Genomic DNA, 17,449 nt, shown 5'->3' on the forward strand with positions numbered 1-17,449 from the left:
TAGATACAACGTTTCTTGTAGCATTTAAAAAGGAAGCAGCAGAATTGCCTGCAGCCTCCTTTATTTTACAGCGACAAATCTCACCTTATTCTTCGAATTAGGGATCAATTTAGTTTAACCCTTTGCAGATTCACCAGCCGCATCGGCCTTTAGGAGTGAAGGTGCAGCGGAGAACAGCTCTCCAGCAACTGCAGGCAGCCTTACATCAGCTGTATCGGCACCGAACAGATGACGGAACACCTCTTCTACTGTTTCCATTGGAATTACGCGTAATGGTGCGAGGTCAGCGAAGAGCGACTGCCAGTTTTCTTTTGGAATAAGCACTGTAGTGGCTCCAGCTTGAAAAGCAGCTTCTACTTTGGCAATTACTCCACCCACTGGCTTAACTCGACCATGAATGCCTATCTCGCCTGTGATCGCTACCGTGTTATCCACGGGAAGTCCACGAATAGCAGAGACAATTGCTACTGCCATCGCTACTCCAGCAGAAGGTCCGTCAATCGGTGTACCCCCTGGGAAATTCACATGTAGATCATAACGATCGGGCTCCAGATTCATCGTACGCAGTACGGTCAATACATTCTCAACTGAGCCCTTTGCCATACTTTTTCGCCGAATTGTGCGGGAGCCTCCACCGATCTCTTCTTCATCCACCACACCTGTCACGTTCAATCTGCCTTGGCCGTTCACAGCAGGCGCTGCGGAAACTTCGATTTCGAGCAGAGTACCCATCCCTGGCCCATACACGGCAAGACCATTGACTAATCCAATCTGCGGTGCCGAAGGAATCTTGCGTTCCGTACGCAGCGGAAGCTGGCTGCTGCCTGCTACCCATTCCACATCAGCAGCATTTAGTGTATCTCTCTGCTCAGTTAAAGCTAATCCGGCAGCCAACTGAATCATATTAACTGCCTCCCGGCCGTTGGTTGCATACTGTTGCACCACAGTGACTGCTTCCGGACTTGGTTTAAGCCCGATTTTCTGTATCGCGTCACGCGCGATGACGGCAATCTCATCCGGCAGCAGCGGGCGGAAATAAATCTCCATGCAGCGCGAACGCAGCGCAGGTGAAATCTCATCCGGAGAGCGCGTAGTAGCGCCAACTAGCCGGAAATCAGCAGGCAATCCATTTTGAAAAATATCATGAATATAAGCCGGAGTATTATTATCCTCCGAATTATAATAAGCGCTCTCTAGCAGGACCTTCCGGTCTTCAAGCACTTTAAGCAGCTTATTCATCTGAATAGGGTGAAGCTCTCCTATCTCATCCAGAAAAAGAATCCCGCCATGCGCCTTAGTGACCGCGCCCGGTTTCGGCTGTGGCACACCCGCCACACCCATGGCCCCTGCACCCTGGTAAATAGGATCATGCACAGAGCCGATCAACGGGTCAGCAATACCACGCTCATCAAAACGAGCGGTAGTGGCGTCAATCTCTGTGAATTTGGCGTCACTTTTAAAAGGAGAAAGCACATTCTTTTTCGCCTCTTCCATGACAACACGCGCTGCCGCAGTCTTGCCCACTCCCGGCGGACCATAAATAATCACATGCTGCGGATTAGCGCTGCAAAGTGCGGCTTTCAGGGCGCGCAGCCCATCTTTTTGCCCGACAATATCTCCAATAGAAGCCGGACGTGTTTTCTCCGACAATGGTTTAGTTAATGTAATCATCCGCATTTTCCGTAACTTGTCCAGTTCCTTGCGCGACTCTCGTTCTACCGCTGTCTTATTTGTCTTCTGACCCCGCAGCAGATTCCAAAAGTATACGCCGATAACCAGCGCGAAAAAGAGCTGCACGATCATCACAACTATACTTAATTCCATAGGTCATCCTCCTGTTTCGTTCAGTCTACCTTTCCACCCTTGGCTACTATTAGGTAGTATAGCCGTTTCGGTAATTAGTAAACGCGAATTTAAGGATTTGTTGAATTGTTGCAGTAGGATAGACTCCGATAATTAACTTTAAGGTTATTAATGAGTGTGGGAAATTGCGAATGTGGCTTAGGTAATTTTTTTAAAAAAGGAGATTGTTGAGGAGGTTAGAGGGGAGGTTGGAGAGGAAGGAATGCGGAGGAGTGCGGAGTTATACTCAACATTTTTGACGCCGATTCCCCTCTTCACAGGAGTAAGCCAGCCTTTTTCACAGAGATTCTTTAGCATCATGCGTACTGTTTTGGGATCTAGCGTGAAATAATCAGCGACTTCTTTAGGGCGTATCACCCCAGCTTGACGCACCACTAAACGCATGATTTCCTTCTCAGCGATTAGCAGTCTGCCACGCGGTGCATCTACAATTTGGTAGCGGCTTAGCGCCAAACGCAGCAGTGTAACACATAACTCAAGGCGCTGTTCAACATCATCATAGGCAAATGAAAGTACTTGATAACCCATTCCGTACAGAAAAGTTTCACGATTTAGCTCATTACAATACTTCAGCCTATCCATGTCTCTTACATGAGCTGCATACCCTTTGATCTCAAACAAGAGCTTGATCGGCCCCGGCAAAAAATCAAAATCAGCAAAATAAGCTCGTCTTTGTAAATCCAGCACCTCATACTCCGGATGAAGATTATTGAAATCACCACGAAGCGGCCACCAGACATTCTGCAAAAATAATTTCTCGGCGTGGCCATGACCTCTCTCCAGCCTTCCCCGCCGTTCGCCCGTTCTGCTTGCAAGATGATGCGCAATAAATTTTTCATGGGCTTGTTCATAGTTCATGTTTACTCATTCCTTCCTCCAAAATAGGAAATAAACGCAAAAAAAAAACGCCCCATGAGCCCCGGATACACCGGAACTGCACAGGACGTTCTTCGCCACTTAGATCACTACTTACCTAACGTCGCCCAAAATTACTATACGATGCTAAGAAGTGTTTATAATATTATGAGATTGAAAATTTCTTTATAAATACCATTCAAACCAAGTTACTTCGATTGCACCCGAGGTGCAAGGTTAGCGTGGGCGCGGCCTGGGATTTCGCCCGTTGCCTCGTAAGCCACCACGATCGCATCAATTTCCTTCTTCAGCTCGTTCACGAGTTCAGCTTCAGGCACTTTACGGATCATTTGTCCGTAGCGGAAAAGCAAACCTTCCCCACGAGCGCCAGCAATACCGATATCTGCTTCACGTGCTTCACCAGGACCGTTAACAGCACAGCCAAGGACAGAAACTTTAATAGGCACCTTAAGCTTCGAAATGTATTCTTCCACCTCATTAGCGATGGAGAAAAGATCGATATCCAGTCGGCCGCAAGTTGGACATGAGATCAGCGTCGCCGCGTTAGAGATCAGACCAAACGTCTTCAGCAGCTCACGCGCCACCTTAACCTCTTCAACTGGATCGGCACTAAGCGAGATACGCAGTGTGCTGCCGATGCCCATAGAGAGCAGTGCACCAATACCTGCGGAGCTCTTCACTGTACCAGCAAACAATGTGCCAGATTCTGTAATCCCCAAGTGCAGTGGATAAGGGATGACTTCCGCAGCCTGACGGTAAGCTTCGATGGCCATTGGCACATCGGATGCTTTTAGAGAAACGATAATGTCGTGGAAATCCAGTTCCTCCAGAATCCCAATATGGTATAACGCACTTTCTACCATAGCTTCTGGGGTTGGGTATCCGTATTTTTCCAAAAGGTGATTCTCCAAAGAACCGGCGTTTACACCAATCCGAATCGGAATTCCTTTTTCTTTACATGCTTTAACTACCGCTTCTACCTTTTCGCGACGACCAATGTTCCCCGGATTAATCCGTACCTTATCGATGCCGTTCTCGATAGCCATCAACGCTAGCTTATAGTTGAAATGAATATCCGCTACGAGTGGGATATGAATCTGTTTCTTGATCTCCTTGATTGCGGCAGCCGCCTCTTCATTGTTGACAGTTACGCGTACTAGCTGGCAGCCTGCTTCCTCAAGCCGCAATATTTCAGCTACAGTAGCCTCCACATCAGCGGTTTTGGTTGTACACATGCTTTGAATCGCAACCTCGTTGTTTCCCCCAATAATGAGCCCGCCAACATTGACAGGACGGGTTTGGTGTCTCAAGAACATGATTTTTCTCCCCCATAACGCCAAAGCTCCACCCCTTCGCTCCCGCTAATGTGAAGCGGGATAAGCGGAAGAAAGGTGGAGACTGTGACATGTATTGTTAAGGAAAAGCGGCTTACGCGCTTTCCTCTTTCTTCTTGTCTTTCTTAAGGTTGAGCTCAGGCAAAGCTTTCTCCTGAACGACCTGTTCCGTGATCACACAATCCTTAATATCATCGCGTGAAGGAACTTCATACATCACATCGAGCATGATGCTCTCAATAATCGCGCGCAGTCCACGGGCTCCCGTATTACGTTTGATCGCTTCCTTGGCAATTGCTTCGAGTGCCAATGGTTCGAACTTCAACGCTACGTTGTCCATTTCCAGCAGCTTGATATATTGTTTAGTGAGTGCATTTTTAGGCTCGGAAAGGATACGTACAAGCGTATTCTCATCAAGCGGCTCCAAAGTCGAGATGACTGGCAGACGGCCTACAAATTCAGGAATAAGACCGAATTTGAGCAAATCTTCAGGCAATACCATCGACAAATATTCGCCAGGCTTAAGATCCTTTTGTCCTTCAACTGCTGCGTTGAAGCCAATGATTTTTTTACCGATACGGCGTTTAATCATTTGCTCCAGACCGTCAAAGGCACCGCCAACGATGAACAGGATGTTCGTCGTGTCGATCTGAATAAACTCCTGGTGAGGATGCTTACGTCCGCCCTGCGGAGGCACAGAAGCAACAGTTCCTTCCAGAATCTTCAGAAGCGCTTGCTGTACACCTTCGCCGGAAACGTCACGAGTAATGGACGGATTCTCGGATTTACGTGCTACTTTATCAATTTCATCAATATAGATAATGCCGCGTTCGGCTTTCTCCACATCGTAATCTGCAGCTTGAATGAGTTTGAGCAGAATGTTCTCAACATCCTCGCCAACATAACCAGCTTCCGTTAAGGAAGTAGCGTCTGCAATAGCAAAAGGAACGTTGATAATCTTCGCCATCGTTTGTGCTAACAAGGTTTTACCAGAACCTGTTGGACCGAGCAAAAGGATATTACTCTTCGTCAGCTCAACATCTTCGATCTTGCTTTGGCTGTTCACGCGCTTGTAGTGGTTATAAACCGCTACAGAAAGAGATTTCTTCGCTTGCTCTTGACCGATTACATATTGATCCAAAATATCACGAATTTCCTTTGGTTTTGGAATATCCTTCAGATCAAGCTCTTCCTCATGACCGAGCTCTTCTTCCACAATTTCCGTGCAAAGCTCGATACATTCGTCACATATATAAACGCCCGGTCCTGCTACAAGCTTACGAACCTGCTCTTGTGATTTACCGCAAAAAGAACATTTCAATTGCCCTTTTTCATCATTAAATTTAAACATCTAACCACCCCTTTAAGATTTCATCGGTGAAGAAAGAACCTGGTCAATAAGCCCATATTCCTTGGCTTCTTCCGCGCTCATGAAGTTATCGCGGTCTGTGTCCCGTTCGATTTTTTCAAGGGGCTGACCTGTGCGATCTACATAAATTTGATTCAGCTTCTGTCTCGTCTTGAGGATCCAGTCAGTGTGAATCCAAATATCAGACGCTTGACCTTGAACACCGCCGAGCGGTTGATGAATCATAACTTCGCTGTTGGTCAGCGCATATCTTTTGCCCGGCGCCCCAGCTGTTAGAAGGAGCGATCCCATGCTTGCTGCCATCCCTACACAAATGGTTGAAACATCCGGTTTGATATATTGCATCGTATCGTATATACCCATGCCGGCTGTTACTGAACCACCGGGTGAGTTGAGGTACAAGTGAATGTCCTTCTCGGGATCATCTGCTGCCAAAAACAGCAATTGAGCAATAACCAGATTGGCGACATCATCGTCAATCGCACTGCTTAAGAAAATGATGCGATCCTTGAGCAATCTGGAATAGATATCGTACGAACGTTCTCCACGACTTGTTGATTCCACAACCATTGGTACCAGACTCATGCCACCAACCTCTTTTCTCTGTACAGATTAGTCTTATCGTTTCAGAAATATTTTAACACGTTCACGGCGCGATGTCATTTTTTCACTACAGTGGACAGTCCGCTGCTTGTGAATTGTGACGTTACCGCCCCTATTACCTTATTGCCATACGTTCATACGGATACCTATGTAGTCACATATATTTGCGGCCGAGGATAAAAATAAGGCACGTAACGAAACTTACGTGCCTTATCATATCTGTATGGAGGCCGTGTAACTTGGCCGTTCTAGGTAGTGTCAAGCTAAAACGCCTTCGGCGTCCTTTTAAGGACGGTAAGCGTTTATGCGAGAATTATAAGAATAAAGTATAAAGTGAAACTTATACCTTCTTATAATTTTAAAATATCCTACTCAGCTTTAGTGTCTTCAGCAGCTGGTGCTTCTTCTGCTGCTTCAACTTCTACACTATTGCTAACAAGGAAATCAATGGTTTTACGCAACGAAAGCTCTTCGCTCAAGCTGCCCAGTGAACCGTTAGCTGCCAAGATGCTGCGGATTTCTTCTGGAGTACGTTTGTAAGCTTCAGCCATAGTAGCCAACTCTTCGTTAACTTCTTCTTCGGAAACTTCAATGTTCTCTTGTTTTGCGATAACTTCCAATACCAGGTTGTTGCGAACGCGTTTTTCAGCATCGCCTTTCATTTGGTTCTGCAAGTCTTCACGAGTTTGGCCGGAGAAGCTAAGGAACATATCCATGTTCATACCTTGTTGACGAAGACGAGTGTCGAAGTCACGAACCATATTCTCAACTTCACTGTTGATCATAGCTTCAGGGATTTCAACTTCAGCGTTAGCTGCTGCTTTATCAACAACTGCATTCTCACGAAGGCCTTTCAGTTCTTCCTCTTTACGGGATTCGAGTTGAGCCTTCAAATCTGCTTTGTACTCATCCAAAGTTTCGAATTCACTTACATCTTTAGCGAACTCATCATCCAATGCAGGAAGTTGTTTGCGTTTGATTTCGTGCAGCTTCACTTTGAATACTGCTTTTTTACCCGCAAGGTTCTCTGCATGGTATTCATCAGGGAAAGTAACTTCAACATCTTTGAAATCTCCAGTAGCCATTCCTACCACTTGCTCTTCGAATCCTGGAATGAAGGAGTTGCTGCCAAGCTCAAGAGAGTGACGTTCAGCTTTTCCGCCTTCAAACGGTACATCATCAACATATCCGTCAAAATCGATTACAGCGATGTCGCCGTTAGCTGCTGCTTCTTCTTCAACTACTACAAGCTCAGCATGACGTTCTTGCAGACGAGCAAGTTCAGCACTCAACTCTTCTTCAGTCACTTCAGCTTTTTGTACTGGAACTTCCAGACCTTTGTAATCGCCGAGCTTCACTTCAGGTTTAACCGTGATCTTCGCTTTGAAGATAAAGGATTGGCCTTTAGCAAATTGCTCAATATCAACTTCAGGACGGTCTACAGGGAAGATGTCAGTTTGTTCAACTGCTTCACCGTAAGCTTCAGGAAGAAGAATGTCGATTGCATCTTGGTACAAGCTTTCTACACCAAAACGGGATTCAAAGATCGGCCGAGGTACTTTACCTTTACGGAAGCCTGGTACGTTAGCTTTTTTAACGACTTTGTTAAAAGCTTTATCAAGTGCTGCTGTTACGCGTTCTGCGTCTACTTCTACTTCAAGAACTCCAAGGTTCTTCTCTATTTTTTCCCATGTTGCTTTCATATTATACTTTTCCCTCCAAAATATAGGTTCACAAGTTTACTTCAAATAATGATACAATCCACGCACAGAATAACCATTATATTATATACAACATTACTTTATTTATCAAGTAGAGAAGTCTTTACAAAACCCTTGAGAGCCCGATAAGCTCCCTCAAATTGAAAGCGCATGCCGTCTGTGATGCCATACATTCCACGTGTCTCTTCCTCTTGTCGGGAGCCGTTTAAACTCTCAGAAACAAATTGGTGCAACGCTCCTGCCCAAATATCCAGCAAAACGTCTTCGCCTTCCAGCAATTTCCGATATTCATCCGACCCATAAATCGACATGATGAACTGGCCCCAGAGCTCTTGTGCAAAATAATACAGCGTAGGCTCATGCACCTCAGCCTGCCCGGCTACCCGCTCCAGCACATGACTCACCTGCGGAGGAAAATCCTCCGTCTGCAGTGGCACGCTCTCGATCTCTACAAGTACCTTTTCATGTCCGCGAATCAGCTTCACTGTTCCCTGCATCCCACGCCGCTTAAGCGTCTGCAAGGTCCGAAATTGCAGCAGTGGATGAACATTATCCCCCTGTAGCCAAGTGGTCAGCTCCTCGTCAACGCCGCCACCTTCCAGATAGGATAGCTGCTCAAGTGCAAGTATTGTCGCCTCAGACAGAGGCTCGTTCATCACCCGCTGCAGCAGCTTTTTGGGATACCCCGTATCCTCGTTCATTTTAGATTTGGCCAAAAAGCGGGCCATATCCTCTTCCCTTAAATCTTCGTCTTCGGGGTGAACAGCTCCCTCCGCATCTCCATTCTGGGACGCGTAAGGAAATGCCGTTTCGAGCCATTCCAGCAGGGACCGCCATTCCTCGTAATTTCGCTCTTCCTGTCCTTGACACTGCAGCAAAAAACGAAGCAGCTCCATCGCTTCCCCGTAGCGTTCACTTTCCAGCATCACCGTCAGCTGGATTTGATAATAGTCCAGTGTCTTGGGGAACAGGACGATATTCTCTTTGGTGGCGGGGGAATCCGAATGTTTAATGAGGGCACCTCCTTATGTCTACTTATGTGAATGGAATCCTAACCATTATAAAAGTTATTAATACCTTAAGCTTCTTCCGAAACTTAATAATTGTAGATTATAGCATACCCCGTACTCTTTTTAAAAAACAGCTTGAAAAAAAACACCCCATATGATATGATAATTCCTGCTTGCTTTTCTGCCAGCAACCATGTCCCGGTAGCTCAGCTGGATAGAGCATGCGCCTTCTAAGCGCACGGTCGGGGGTTCGAATCCCTTCCGGGACGTCATATAGAAACAGCCTTCCTTCGGGAAGGCTGTTTCTGTGTTCAGGGGAGAGGTTGGGCGGAGCTCAGGAGAAGGAATAGGCGGAGCTCAGGGAGTCACTGGGACGAATAGACGACTGAACGACTGAGCTTAAAATTCGCCGCTCTGGATTAGTTGAGTTTCAGAGATTAATGGAGCTTGGATTCGAAGCTCAGAACTTGATGAAAACTTTAGCCTTGTCGGAGCTCAGGATCCGATAGAGCTTAGCATTCGAAACTTAGAATTCAGTGAAAACCCATGCCTCGTCGGGCTATGAGTCGATGGAGCTTAACCTTTGATGCTCGCTCGGACTTGGTCACACTTAGAACTCATTGGGGCTCAGGGTTCTGTGAAGCTTAGCAATCGATGATCAGTTTCTATGAGTCAATACCACATCATACCCCGCCGCATTAGAACATCACGGCTGCTTTTCCGGAGAAACGCCGCTACATGCTATCTAATTGCATTTTCTGCAACTAAAAGTACCCTTTTACCTCCAAAACTCGCTTTAATTGCATTTCATACACTTATATTCTCAGATTTACTCCTAGAATGTCCTTTTCACCATTTTTAACTGCACAAAGTACAATTAAACCCAAACAAACCTATCCCCATCAAAAATAAGTGTATAAAGTGCAATTAAAAACCACTCTAATCACCAGTACTCACCACTCACCACTCACCACTCACCACTCACACTCATCACTCATCGCTCACTACTCATCGACTATTACTTTTCACATTCCCATTTCTGATTTTTAAATATGGGAATTTTTTCAGTTTTTTATAAGCTAAGCGTGGCCAATCCAATTACTCATAGGACACGCGTATTAGCAATTTTATCGATGGATGGAGTACCTTTGCTTATTTAATCGGGAATAAAAAAACTGTTCACGGCGATTTCTCGCCGAGAGACAGTTTTTTTATGCATGTCTTCCTATATTAGCGGAATCAGCGCCCTTTGCGACGATTTCCGAGCCAGAGCGGAAAACGGAAGGCAAAGTTAATAAACAGAACTACAAATACGAGTACTGCCGCTGATTTGTCAGCGATTTGCCGCGCATCTTCTACAATTGCTTCAGATTGTACATACCATAGATGCACTGCCAGGGTTTCTCCCGGCGAGAACAGATTAAAGTCCCACATTTGGCCCGAGGTACTGAGGCCAGCGGTAAGGATAATAACCGCAGACTCCCCGAAGGCGCGCCCAGCAACGAGACAAATCCCAGTAACAATGGCTGACATTGCAACGGGTAGAACTACTGTGCGGATCACGTGGAATTTAGTCATGCCCAGTGCATATCCAGCTTCACGCATCTCCCCAGGAACAGCACGAACCGCTTCCTCCGTCACACGTGCAAGCATAGGCAGATTCAAAAGGGCCAAGCTTACCCCACCGCCAAGAATCGTCAGGCCGATCCCAAAATATTCAGCAAATATCGCAAGTCCAAGCATACCAAATACAATTGAAGGAACCGAAGAGAGAGCTTCTACACATATACGCAGGCCGCCTGTAAAAGCATTATCCGGAGCATACTCCGCCATATAAATCCCCGCACCTAAACCGATAGGGACGGAAATAAGCAGCGAGATGAACAAAATATAAAAAGAGTTGAAAAGTACAGGACCGATCCCGCCACCTACGTCAATCTCTTCAGGCTGTTTAATCAGGAAGTCAGGCCGCAGCGCTGGCAGACCTTTACTAAGAATCGTGAAGAGCAGCCAGAAGATTAGCAGCATGACTAAAGCCCCAAGCGTATAAAACCCAATAGTCGCGAGCTTATTGCGTCTCTGAGCACGCGCTGTATGCTTTGTACTTGCGAATCCGTTCACGCTGCATCCCTCCTTTTTCTACCCAGCACGCGGATGATCAGAATCAGTACAAATGAAATCACCAGCAGAAGAAAGGCCATCATATGTAGGGCATAATTCCAGGTTGACTCAAACTCTACATTCGAGATTTGCATAACGATGTTACTAGTCAAGACCGAGGCAGGTGTAAATAAGGTTTTCGCCAACTGTGGTGTGTTTCCGATAACCATAACTACAGCCATTGTCTCCCCCACAGCACGAGTCATCCCGAGAATGACCGCGGAGATAATTCCTCTGCTAGCAGCAGGCAAAACAACACGCATAATAACTTGCAAACGGGTAGATCCAAGAGCGTACGCAGCATCCCGATATTTGCGTGGAACAGCGACAATAGCATCATCACTGATTCGGCAAATTGTTGGCAGGACCATTAATGCGAGCACGAGGGCCGCAGCCAGTAATCCATCGCCCAAGCTCTCCCCACTAACTCTACGCAGAAAAGGAAGTAATACCGTTAAGCCTAAATAACCATATACTATAGAAGGAATACCAACGAGCAAATCGAGCACCGGGCGAATGAAGGTCTTCATCCACTTTGGAGCAATCTCCGCACAGAGCACGGCCATACCCACAGAAATAGGTACTGCGATCAGCAGGGTCAAAGCCGTCAGTGAAAGTGTATTTACAATGAAGGCAGCAGCCCCAAAGGAGTCCTCTTCAGGCGTCCAGTTAAAAGAAAAGAAAAAGTCCGCAGGCGAGAGATGACCAAACAGAAGCAGCGCCGTTTTGCCGATAAATAGAATTACAAGTCCAAGCACGAAGCAAAGTGCAAGAATGCTGAATAAGAAATAAAAGCGGAATAATCGGTTGCTAAACATATGTCTACTGTGACGTTTGGAGTTGGCGCTAACTTCTGTAACGCCCTCCTTAACCTTAGTTGCCAGGTTGTGGACTGGTGCCCCCATACTTTCCCTCCTGTAAGCGGCCAACCCCGTATCAAAATCGGGGCTGGCCGCTGTTACCGTTCAATATGATCTTCAGATGTTATTAACCCTTCATTGCTGCGATCGGAATGAATTTAAGCTTTTTCAGAGAACCTTGTTGGAACTTTTTGCTTTGTACGTATTCGATAAATTCTTTAGTTGCGCCAGTAGGTTGGCCTTTAGTCATGTAGTAACCATAAGCCCAAATCTTATAAGAACCGTTAATTACGTTGTCTGTAGTAGCTGCGATACCGTTGTGTTTCACTGCTTTTACGTCGCCACTTACATAAACAAGGTCGATATAACCGATGGAGTTAGGAGTAGTTCCTACTGCTGTTTTCATGTCGCCGGATGAACCTGTTTCTTTGTAGTTCTTAGCTTTTTTAACGATATCTCCGCCATCCAAGGCTTTAGCTTGATAGTTAACGCGGGTACCAGAACCGAAAGAGCGAGTGATGACAACGATATCTGCATCTGCGCCGCCTACTTCTTTCCAGTTGGTGATTTTGCCAGCGAAAATGCCTTTAAGTTGTTCTGTTGTGAGGTTATCTACACCCACATTTTTGTTTACAATCGTTGCAAAAGGAATGACAGCCACTTTGTTCGCTACCTGTCCGTCAAAAGCTTTGAAGCCTGGTACGTCGATGCTAGCATCCCAGTCGCAAGCGCCGATATCAGCGATGCCTTTTTTCACAGCTTGTGGTCCAGTTACAGAACCTTTACCAGATGCTGCGATTTTTACTTTAGGGTGCAGCTTTTGGAATTCTTTTGCCGCTTGCAAGGTCAATGGAAGAAGTGCGGTTGAACCGTTAACGGTGATTTTGCCACTAAGTGAATCTGCTGCTGCTGCAATCCCTGCAAAAGATGCGGTTACCGCGATTACGGCTGTTAAAGCCGTTACTGTTAATTTCTTGAAGATTTTCATTGTACTATTTTCTCCTCTCGGCTCTAGGCCGTTAAAATATGTTTGGGATAATCATTATTTAGTCAGTTGCAGCCCTTTACCGCCTTGGATAACCCATACGCTGTCGCCGCTCACAATCGCAAGCTTGCTTCCGTCTTTAGATACAGATACTTCAGATACATCTTCAGCCGTACGGAACAGTTCGGTCTTTGCACCACTACCATCGATAGAATAGATCACTGTGCTTCCGTCTGCCGTAGTACCTGCCACTACCAAACCATTGCTAACGCCAGTGGACCAATTCACTTCGATATCAAGTGCAATATTAGTGCTGGTTGCGTCCGCTTTTACAAGCTTCAGGGTATTCTTCGCATTGCCGTCTGCATCTGCGCTCAGGTATGCCACATTTCCATCAGCCAAAATCTCTGGGTAAAGCTTGTTATCCGCTGTAGTTGTTAATGCAGCTGGTTTAGCATCTTTTGTAGCCAGATCAAGCTTGTAAAGCTGCTCTCCTGCCGAGCTGAAGTCTACCGTAAGAGAATCTTCTGTGCTGTCTGCATCATTTTTAGCAACACCCGTCAAATTAACGATATAAACGGCGCTTTTTTCGTCAGCAGAAATGCGCAGTTCGGATTTATTCTCAACCTTGTCAGCCAAAACGGATTTAACATCACCAGTCTCTACTGAGATTTTAGCGATTTTTTCTTGCTTGTCTCCTTGGATGAAATAAATGCTTTTCCCATCTTTGGACCAAACCAGATCTGTCTTCACGCTATTGTCGGTGCCTAGTGTTTTAACAGCTCCGCTAGACAAGTTAATCAGATTCAGCAAACCTTTCTCATCATTAAAAGCTCCCCACTGTTGATCCGGCGATACTGCAAAGTCCACCGCACTGTCATTTGACGAAAACACTTCATAGTTACCTGGTTCTGTACTGAATTTGATAAGCTGAGTAGTTTCAGCATCACTTTTGTTCGCAATCAGGTTACCAGCTGCCGTCCAGTGCAAAGTATCAAACAATCCTTCCGGACGTGCAAAGCTCAAAATCGTGCTAGCATCAGCGTCCAGCTCTCCACCTAATGCAATAACTAACTTAGTCAGCTCTACATAAGTTTTACCGTTATAAAACACTGGAGCCACTGTGAACGATTCGGAATTACCATCTACTTGATAGCTCTTTGAGCCTGTTTTGAGTTGCACATTATGTAGTCCTTTGCTGTCGTTAAGTTCAAACCCGCTTGTTCCCAGTACTACCTTAGCCCCAATTTCACCAGCTACCTGAGTCAGCGAGTAAAGCTTGTAACCACTGCTGTTAATGGTGTTAAACACAATCGGCGTTCCGTTTACATTCCAAGTAGTTGTACCTTCTTTAACTGCTGTAACAGCAGCGACTTGATTGGTAGCTACAGATTTTACATTACTGCCGGTGCTAGCTGCAGATACACTTCCAACGCCTACTGTTGCAAGAAGTGCTGAAGCCAACGTTGCGCTAATCCATTTACTGTTTTTCAATTAGATTCACCCTTTTCGTATAGGTAACTGCTAATGTCATTTTCGTCTACAATTGTCAATTCTGTTGCAGAGGAATGTAATGGAAATATTAACTAGTATTCTTTTTTTTAAAAAATCAGGTATATTAGCTCATTTAACAATTTTCTTGCTCTAAACCAAATGAACTAAAGAGCAAAAACAGCCTCTTTTCGTAAAAAGGTGCTTGGTGTGGCTAGCTTATTTAGTTGGAGAATTGTTTGGGATTTGGTGAGACGTAGGGACTAATTTGAGATTGCAGGCGGGTGGGGGAAGCTTGTTGCCGAGGTGGGCGGGTGGAGTATATGTGGAGTTCGCTTGGGTGCGTGGAGAAGCTTGTTGCTAAGGTCGATGGGCACTTGGAGTATATTGCGGAGGTCGCTTGGGCGGGTGGGGAGCGTATTACGGAGATCGCTTGGCGCGTGGGGAAGCTTGTTACTGGCGAGAGTCTGCTATCAATTATGTGACTGCTGCTTACGATTTAAAAACTAACTGGTCTGTTGAGGTGCGTTCTGCGTAAGGGTCATCGTAGGAGATTCGGCTGATTGTACGGGATTTATACCGTTCTTTTACTGAATTTAGTAGGATTGGGCTCATTGTGCGGGATTTATACCGTTCTTTTACTGACTTCAGTCGGATTGAGCTCTTTGTGAGGGATTTATACCGTTCTTTTGCTAACTTTAGCGGGATTGGGCTCATTGTGCGGGATTTATACCGTTCTTTTGCTAACTTTAGTAGGATCGGGCTCATTGTGCGGGATTTATACCGTTCTTTTACTGACTTCAGTCGGATTGAGCTCATTGTGCGGGATTTATACCGTTCTTTAGCTTGATTTATCTAAATCATGCCTATTTAGTGGCATTTATGCCCTTCTTTTGTCTGGTTTAGGTAAACCCGTGCTATTTTGAGGCAATTATGCCTTTCTTTTAGCTGATTTAAGTGGATCGACGCCATTTAAGGGCATTTATGTCTTTCTATTACCTAGTTTAGGCGGACTGACACTATTTAGTGGCACTTTTGCCTTTCATTCAAATCATCTCTATATACATAGTAAAAGGACAAGTTGAATTAACAAACCTCAATCGGGATTAAGCTTATACTGTGGGATACATTTGTATAAAATATATGGTTTACAATTCCTAACTTTTGATGCAGAGTAATGAGTGAGTACTCACTCATTATGTACTTAGAGTGTTTAACGCAATGCAGTTCAACACCATCACCATCACCATCACCATCACCATCACCATCACCATCACCATCACCATCACCATCACCATCACCACCATCTACACCATCTACACCATCTACACCATCTTCATCTTCAACTCAAGCAAGTATCCCAGAACATTCAGAATCGAGGAGATAAACATGGGTTCAGAGGTTCCAGTTATTTCAGTGAGCCATGTCGGGAAAGCGTTTGGAGAGAAACAGGTGCTCGAGGATATTTCGCTTCAAGTGGAACGTGCGGAAACCTTTGGCATACTAGGGCCATCGGGCTCAGGAAAAACAACATTAGTGAAGCTGCTTACAGGTATCGATGAGGTAACCTCCGGCGAGGTGAAAATACTTGGCGTGACGATGCCGAAGCTGACTATGCTGCAACAGATTGGGTATATGGCCCAGTCTGATGCCTTGTACACGGAGCTTAGCGCGAAGGAGAATCTGGAGTTTTTTGCAGCGCTATATGGACTAAAGGGGGAGCAACGCTCCAAACGCATCACAGCCGTAATGGAGATCGTTAATTTACAAGATCATTTAAGAAAAAGAGTAGACCAATACTCCGGCGGGATGAAACGCCGCTTATCATTGGCGATCGCGCTGCTGCATGAACCGCCGTTGCTTATTCTTGATGAGCCTACAGTTGGCATAGATCCGGTATTGCGGCTATCCATCTGGAAGGAACTAAAAGCGCTGAACCAGAAAGGCACCACTATTGTGCTGACCACGCATGTCATGGATGAAGCTGAAAAATGTGACCGGCTCGGAATGATCCGTGATGGCAAGCTGCTTGCTGCCGACACGCCTGCCGGACTGCTGCAAGCCACCGGTTCAGCTTCTATTGAAGAAGCCTTTTTATATTATGGAGGTGTGCGTTCATGAGAATCCGAGCGATCACCTTAAGGATTTTGCGACAATTCATTCATGATAAAAGAACAATGGCATTAATGTTCATTGCACCACTCCTCGTTCTAAGCTTAATGAGCTTGGTCTTCAACGGTGACGCCTATGAACCCAAAATCGGTGTGTCCGGTGTACCTCTAAATATGTCAGCTGCGTTAAAAGAACAAAATGCCACCATCAAAGAATATGCCAGCGCAGAGCTGGGAAAAGGCGCTTTAGTAGAAGGAAAAATTGACGCTTTGATCACTTTGAACGGAACCGCCGGAGATTCGCAAGTTACGCCTCAAGTGCTGTTAGAAGGTAGCAACCCTACAGCCAATAAGGCAGTAATCATGACGCTGCAACAAATCTCCCAAAAACTTCTTCCAAGTACAAAGGAACAATTACAGCCGCAGATCAGCTATCTTTACGGTTCTGAGAATATGAAGACGATCGACCGTTTCGGTCCCATTATGATTGGCGTATTTGTTTTCTTTTTCGTATTCTTGATTGCAGGTGTATCCTTCTTAAGGGAACGAACCACAGGCACGCTTGAACGCCTACTTTCGACTCCATTAAAAAGATGGGAGATTGTGCTCGGGTATGTATGTGGTTTCGGCATATTTACCGTTTTTCAGGCGCTATTGATCTCATGGTATTCCATACAGATTCTTGGCATTATGATGACAGGCAGCTTTGGTTACGTGTTGCTGATCACATTACTCCTATCGATGACAGCGCTGACGTTGGGCACACTGCTGTCGGCTTTTGCAGCCAATGAGTTGCAGATGATTCAGTTCATTCCGCTCATTATAGTGCCACAAATCTTCCTCAGTGGATTATTCCCGCTCGATACCCTCCCACTGTGGCTCCAGCGCGTTGGCCTCGCTACACCGATCTATTACGGATCAGAAGCTCTGATGGACATTATGGTCCGTGGCAAAGGATGGAGCGCAATTGCACTGGATGTCTATGTACTTATAGGATTTTCGCTGCTATTTATGCTGCTGAATGTATTGGCACTGCGCAAACATCGCAAAATGTAACTTCACAAAA

Annotated in this window: 14 protein-coding genes and 1 tRNA gene; 4 read left to right on the forward strand and 11 right to left on the reverse strand. The window is 45.7% G+C overall.

What is annotated here, in order from left to right:
• Positions 1 to 114: 114 nt before the first annotated feature.
• The 7 genes from lonB to NST94_RS23905 form a co-directional block, all read right to left on the reverse strand.
• Positions 115 to 1,824, reverse strand: coding sequence for an ATP-dependent protease LonB (gene lonB, locus NST94_RS23875; RefSeq protein WP_038573063.1), 1,710 nt, complete (start codon positions 1,822 to 1,824; stop codon positions 115 to 117).
• A gap of 177 nt (positions 1,825 to 2,001) precedes the next feature.
• A complete protein-coding gene (locus NST94_RS23880; protein ID WP_339281359.1) occupies positions 2,002 to 2,721 on the reverse strand; it encodes a BlaI/MecI/CopY family transcriptional regulator in 720 nt (239 codons plus the stop codon).
• Positions 2,722 to 2,927: 206 nt separating this feature from the next.
• On the reverse strand, positions 2,928 to 4,055 hold the full coding sequence (gene ispG, locus NST94_RS23885) for a flavodoxin-dependent (E)-4-hydroxy-3-methylbut-2-enyl-diphosphate synthase (protein ID WP_339281360.1): 1,128 nt from the start codon (positions 4,053 to 4,055) through the stop codon (positions 2,928 to 2,930).
• Positions 4,056 to 4,167: 112 nt separating this feature from the next.
• Positions 4,168 to 5,424 carry an ATP-dependent protease ATP-binding subunit ClpX gene (clpX, locus tag NST94_RS23890; RefSeq protein ID WP_036685052.1) on the reverse strand — a complete coding sequence of 419 codons (1,257 nt, stop codon included), beginning with the start codon at positions 5,422 to 5,424 and terminating at the stop codon, positions 4,168 to 4,170.
• A gap of 12 nt (positions 5,425 to 5,436) precedes the next feature.
• Complete coding sequence (gene clpP / locus NST94_RS23895; RefSeq protein WP_076129430.1) at positions 5,437 to 6,027, reverse strand: ATP-dependent Clp endopeptidase proteolytic subunit ClpP; 591 nt, start codon at positions 6,025 to 6,027, stop codon at positions 5,437 to 5,439.
• 386 nt (positions 6,028 to 6,413) lie between these two features.
• Positions 6,414 to 7,748: a trigger factor gene (gene tig / locus NST94_RS23900; RefSeq protein ID WP_076186119.1), complete on the reverse strand. Its 1,335-nt coding sequence runs from the start codon at positions 7,746 to 7,748 to the stop codon at positions 6,414 to 6,416.
• Between the two features lie 98 nt (positions 7,749 to 7,846).
• Entirely contained in the window at positions 7,847 to 8,692 is an 846-nt protein-coding gene (locus NST94_RS23905) for a hypothetical protein (protein ID WP_036685042.1), read from the reverse strand.
• A gap of 279 nt (positions 8,693 to 8,971) precedes the next feature.
• Between NST94_RS23905 and NST94_RS23910 the strand changes: the two genes are divergently transcribed.
• Positions 8,972 to 9,045: transfer RNA gene (locus NST94_RS23910), tRNA-Arg, on the forward strand.
• 970 nt (positions 9,046 to 10,015) lie between these two features.
• On the opposite strand, the gene pstA is transcribed toward NST94_RS23910, so the two are convergent.
• From pstA to NST94_RS23930, 4 genes are all read right to left on the reverse strand, one after another.
• Positions 10,016 to 10,897, reverse strand: a complete 882-nt coding sequence (gene pstA / locus NST94_RS23915; RefSeq protein WP_339281361.1) for a phosphate ABC transporter permease PstA — start codon at positions 10,895 to 10,897, stop codon at positions 10,016 to 10,018.
• Positions 10,894 to 11,841, reverse strand: a complete 948-nt coding sequence (pstC, locus tag NST94_RS23920) for a phosphate ABC transporter permease subunit PstC (RefSeq protein WP_036685038.1) — start codon at positions 11,839 to 11,841, stop codon at positions 10,894 to 10,896. Before pstC ends, pstA begins: the two co-directional genes overlap by 4 nt.
• Before the next feature lie 82 nt (positions 11,842 to 11,923).
• On the reverse strand, positions 11,924 to 12,784 hold the full coding sequence (locus tag NST94_RS23925; protein ID WP_038573065.1) for a phosphate ABC transporter substrate-binding protein: 861 nt from the start codon (positions 12,782 to 12,784) through the stop codon (positions 11,924 to 11,926).
• A gap of 54 nt (positions 12,785 to 12,838) precedes the next feature.
• A complete protein-coding gene (locus NST94_RS23930) occupies positions 12,839 to 14,275 on the reverse strand; it encodes a stalk domain-containing protein (protein ID WP_076220484.1) in 1,437 nt (478 codons plus the stop codon).
• 341 nt (positions 14,276 to 14,616) lie between these two features.
• Here NST94_RS23930 and NST94_RS23935 point away from each other — a divergent pair, with 341 nt between their 5' ends.
• The 3 genes from NST94_RS23935 to NST94_RS23945 all read left to right on the forward strand — a co-directional run bounded on the left by NST94_RS23935 (position 14,617) and on the right by NST94_RS23945 (position 17,439).
• The gene (locus NST94_RS23935) at positions 14,617 to 14,757 is read left to right on the forward strand and encodes a hypothetical protein (RefSeq protein WP_339281362.1); all 141 of its coding nucleotides are present in this window, start codon (positions 14,617 to 14,619) and stop codon (positions 14,755 to 14,757) included.
• Positions 14,758 to 15,661: 904 nt separating this feature from the next.
• On the forward strand, positions 15,662 to 16,393 hold the full coding sequence (locus NST94_RS23940) for an ABC transporter ATP-binding protein (RefSeq protein ID WP_076129437.1): 732 nt from the start codon (positions 15,662 to 15,664) through the stop codon (positions 16,391 to 16,393).
• Positions 16,390 to 17,439, forward strand: a complete 1,050-nt coding sequence (locus NST94_RS23945; RefSeq protein WP_036685018.1) for an ABC transporter permease — start codon at positions 16,390 to 16,392, stop codon at positions 17,437 to 17,439. Before NST94_RS23940 ends, NST94_RS23945 begins: the two co-directional genes overlap by 4 nt.
• Positions 17,440 to 17,449 lie beyond the last annotated feature (10 nt).

This window comes from Paenibacillus sp. FSL H8-0282, assembly GCF_037963825.1.
Lineage (GTDB): Bacteria > Bacillota > Bacilli > Paenibacillales > Paenibacillaceae > Paenibacillus_AQ > Paenibacillus_AQ odorifer.

Coding starts and splice junctions, on each gene's coding strand:
- lonB (WP_038573063.1), bottom strand. CDS start 1,824: ATGGAATTAAGTATAGTTGTGATGATCGTGCAGCTCTTTTTCGCGCTG.
- NST94_RS23880 (WP_339281359.1), bottom strand. CDS start 2,721: ATGAACTATGAACAAGCCCATGAAAAATTTATTGCGCATCATCTTGCA.
- ispG (WP_339281360.1), bottom strand. CDS start 4,055: ATGTTCTTGAGACACCAAACCCGTCCTGTCAATGTTGGCGGGCTCATT.
- clpX (WP_036685052.1), bottom strand. CDS start 5,424: ATGTTTAAATTTAATGATGAAAAAGGGCAATTGAAATGTTCTTTTTGC.
- clpP (WP_076129430.1), bottom strand. CDS start 6,027: ATGAGTCTGGTACCAATGGTTGTGGAATCAACAAGTCGTGGAGAACGT.
- tig (WP_076186119.1), bottom strand. CDS start 7,748: ATGAAAGCAACATGGGAAAAAATAGAGAAGAACCTTGGAGTTCTTGAA.
- NST94_RS23905 (WP_036685042.1), bottom strand. CDS start 8,692: ATGCTGGAAAGTGAACGCTACGGGGAAGCGATGGAGCTGCTTCGTTTT.
- pstC (WP_036685038.1), bottom strand. CDS start 11,841: ATGGGGGCACCAGTCCACAACCTGGCAACTAAGGTTAAGGAGGGCGTT.
- NST94_RS23925 (WP_038573065.1), bottom strand. CDS start 12,784: ATGAAAATCTTCAAGAAATTAACAGTAACGGCTTTAACAGCCGTAATC.
- NST94_RS23940 (WP_076129437.1), top strand. CDS start 15,662: ATGGGTTCAGAGGTTCCAGTTATTTCAGTGAGCCATGTCGGGAAAGCG.
- NST94_RS23945 (WP_036685018.1), top strand. CDS start 16,390: ATGAGAATCCGAGCGATCACCTTAAGGATTTTGCGACAATTCATTCAT.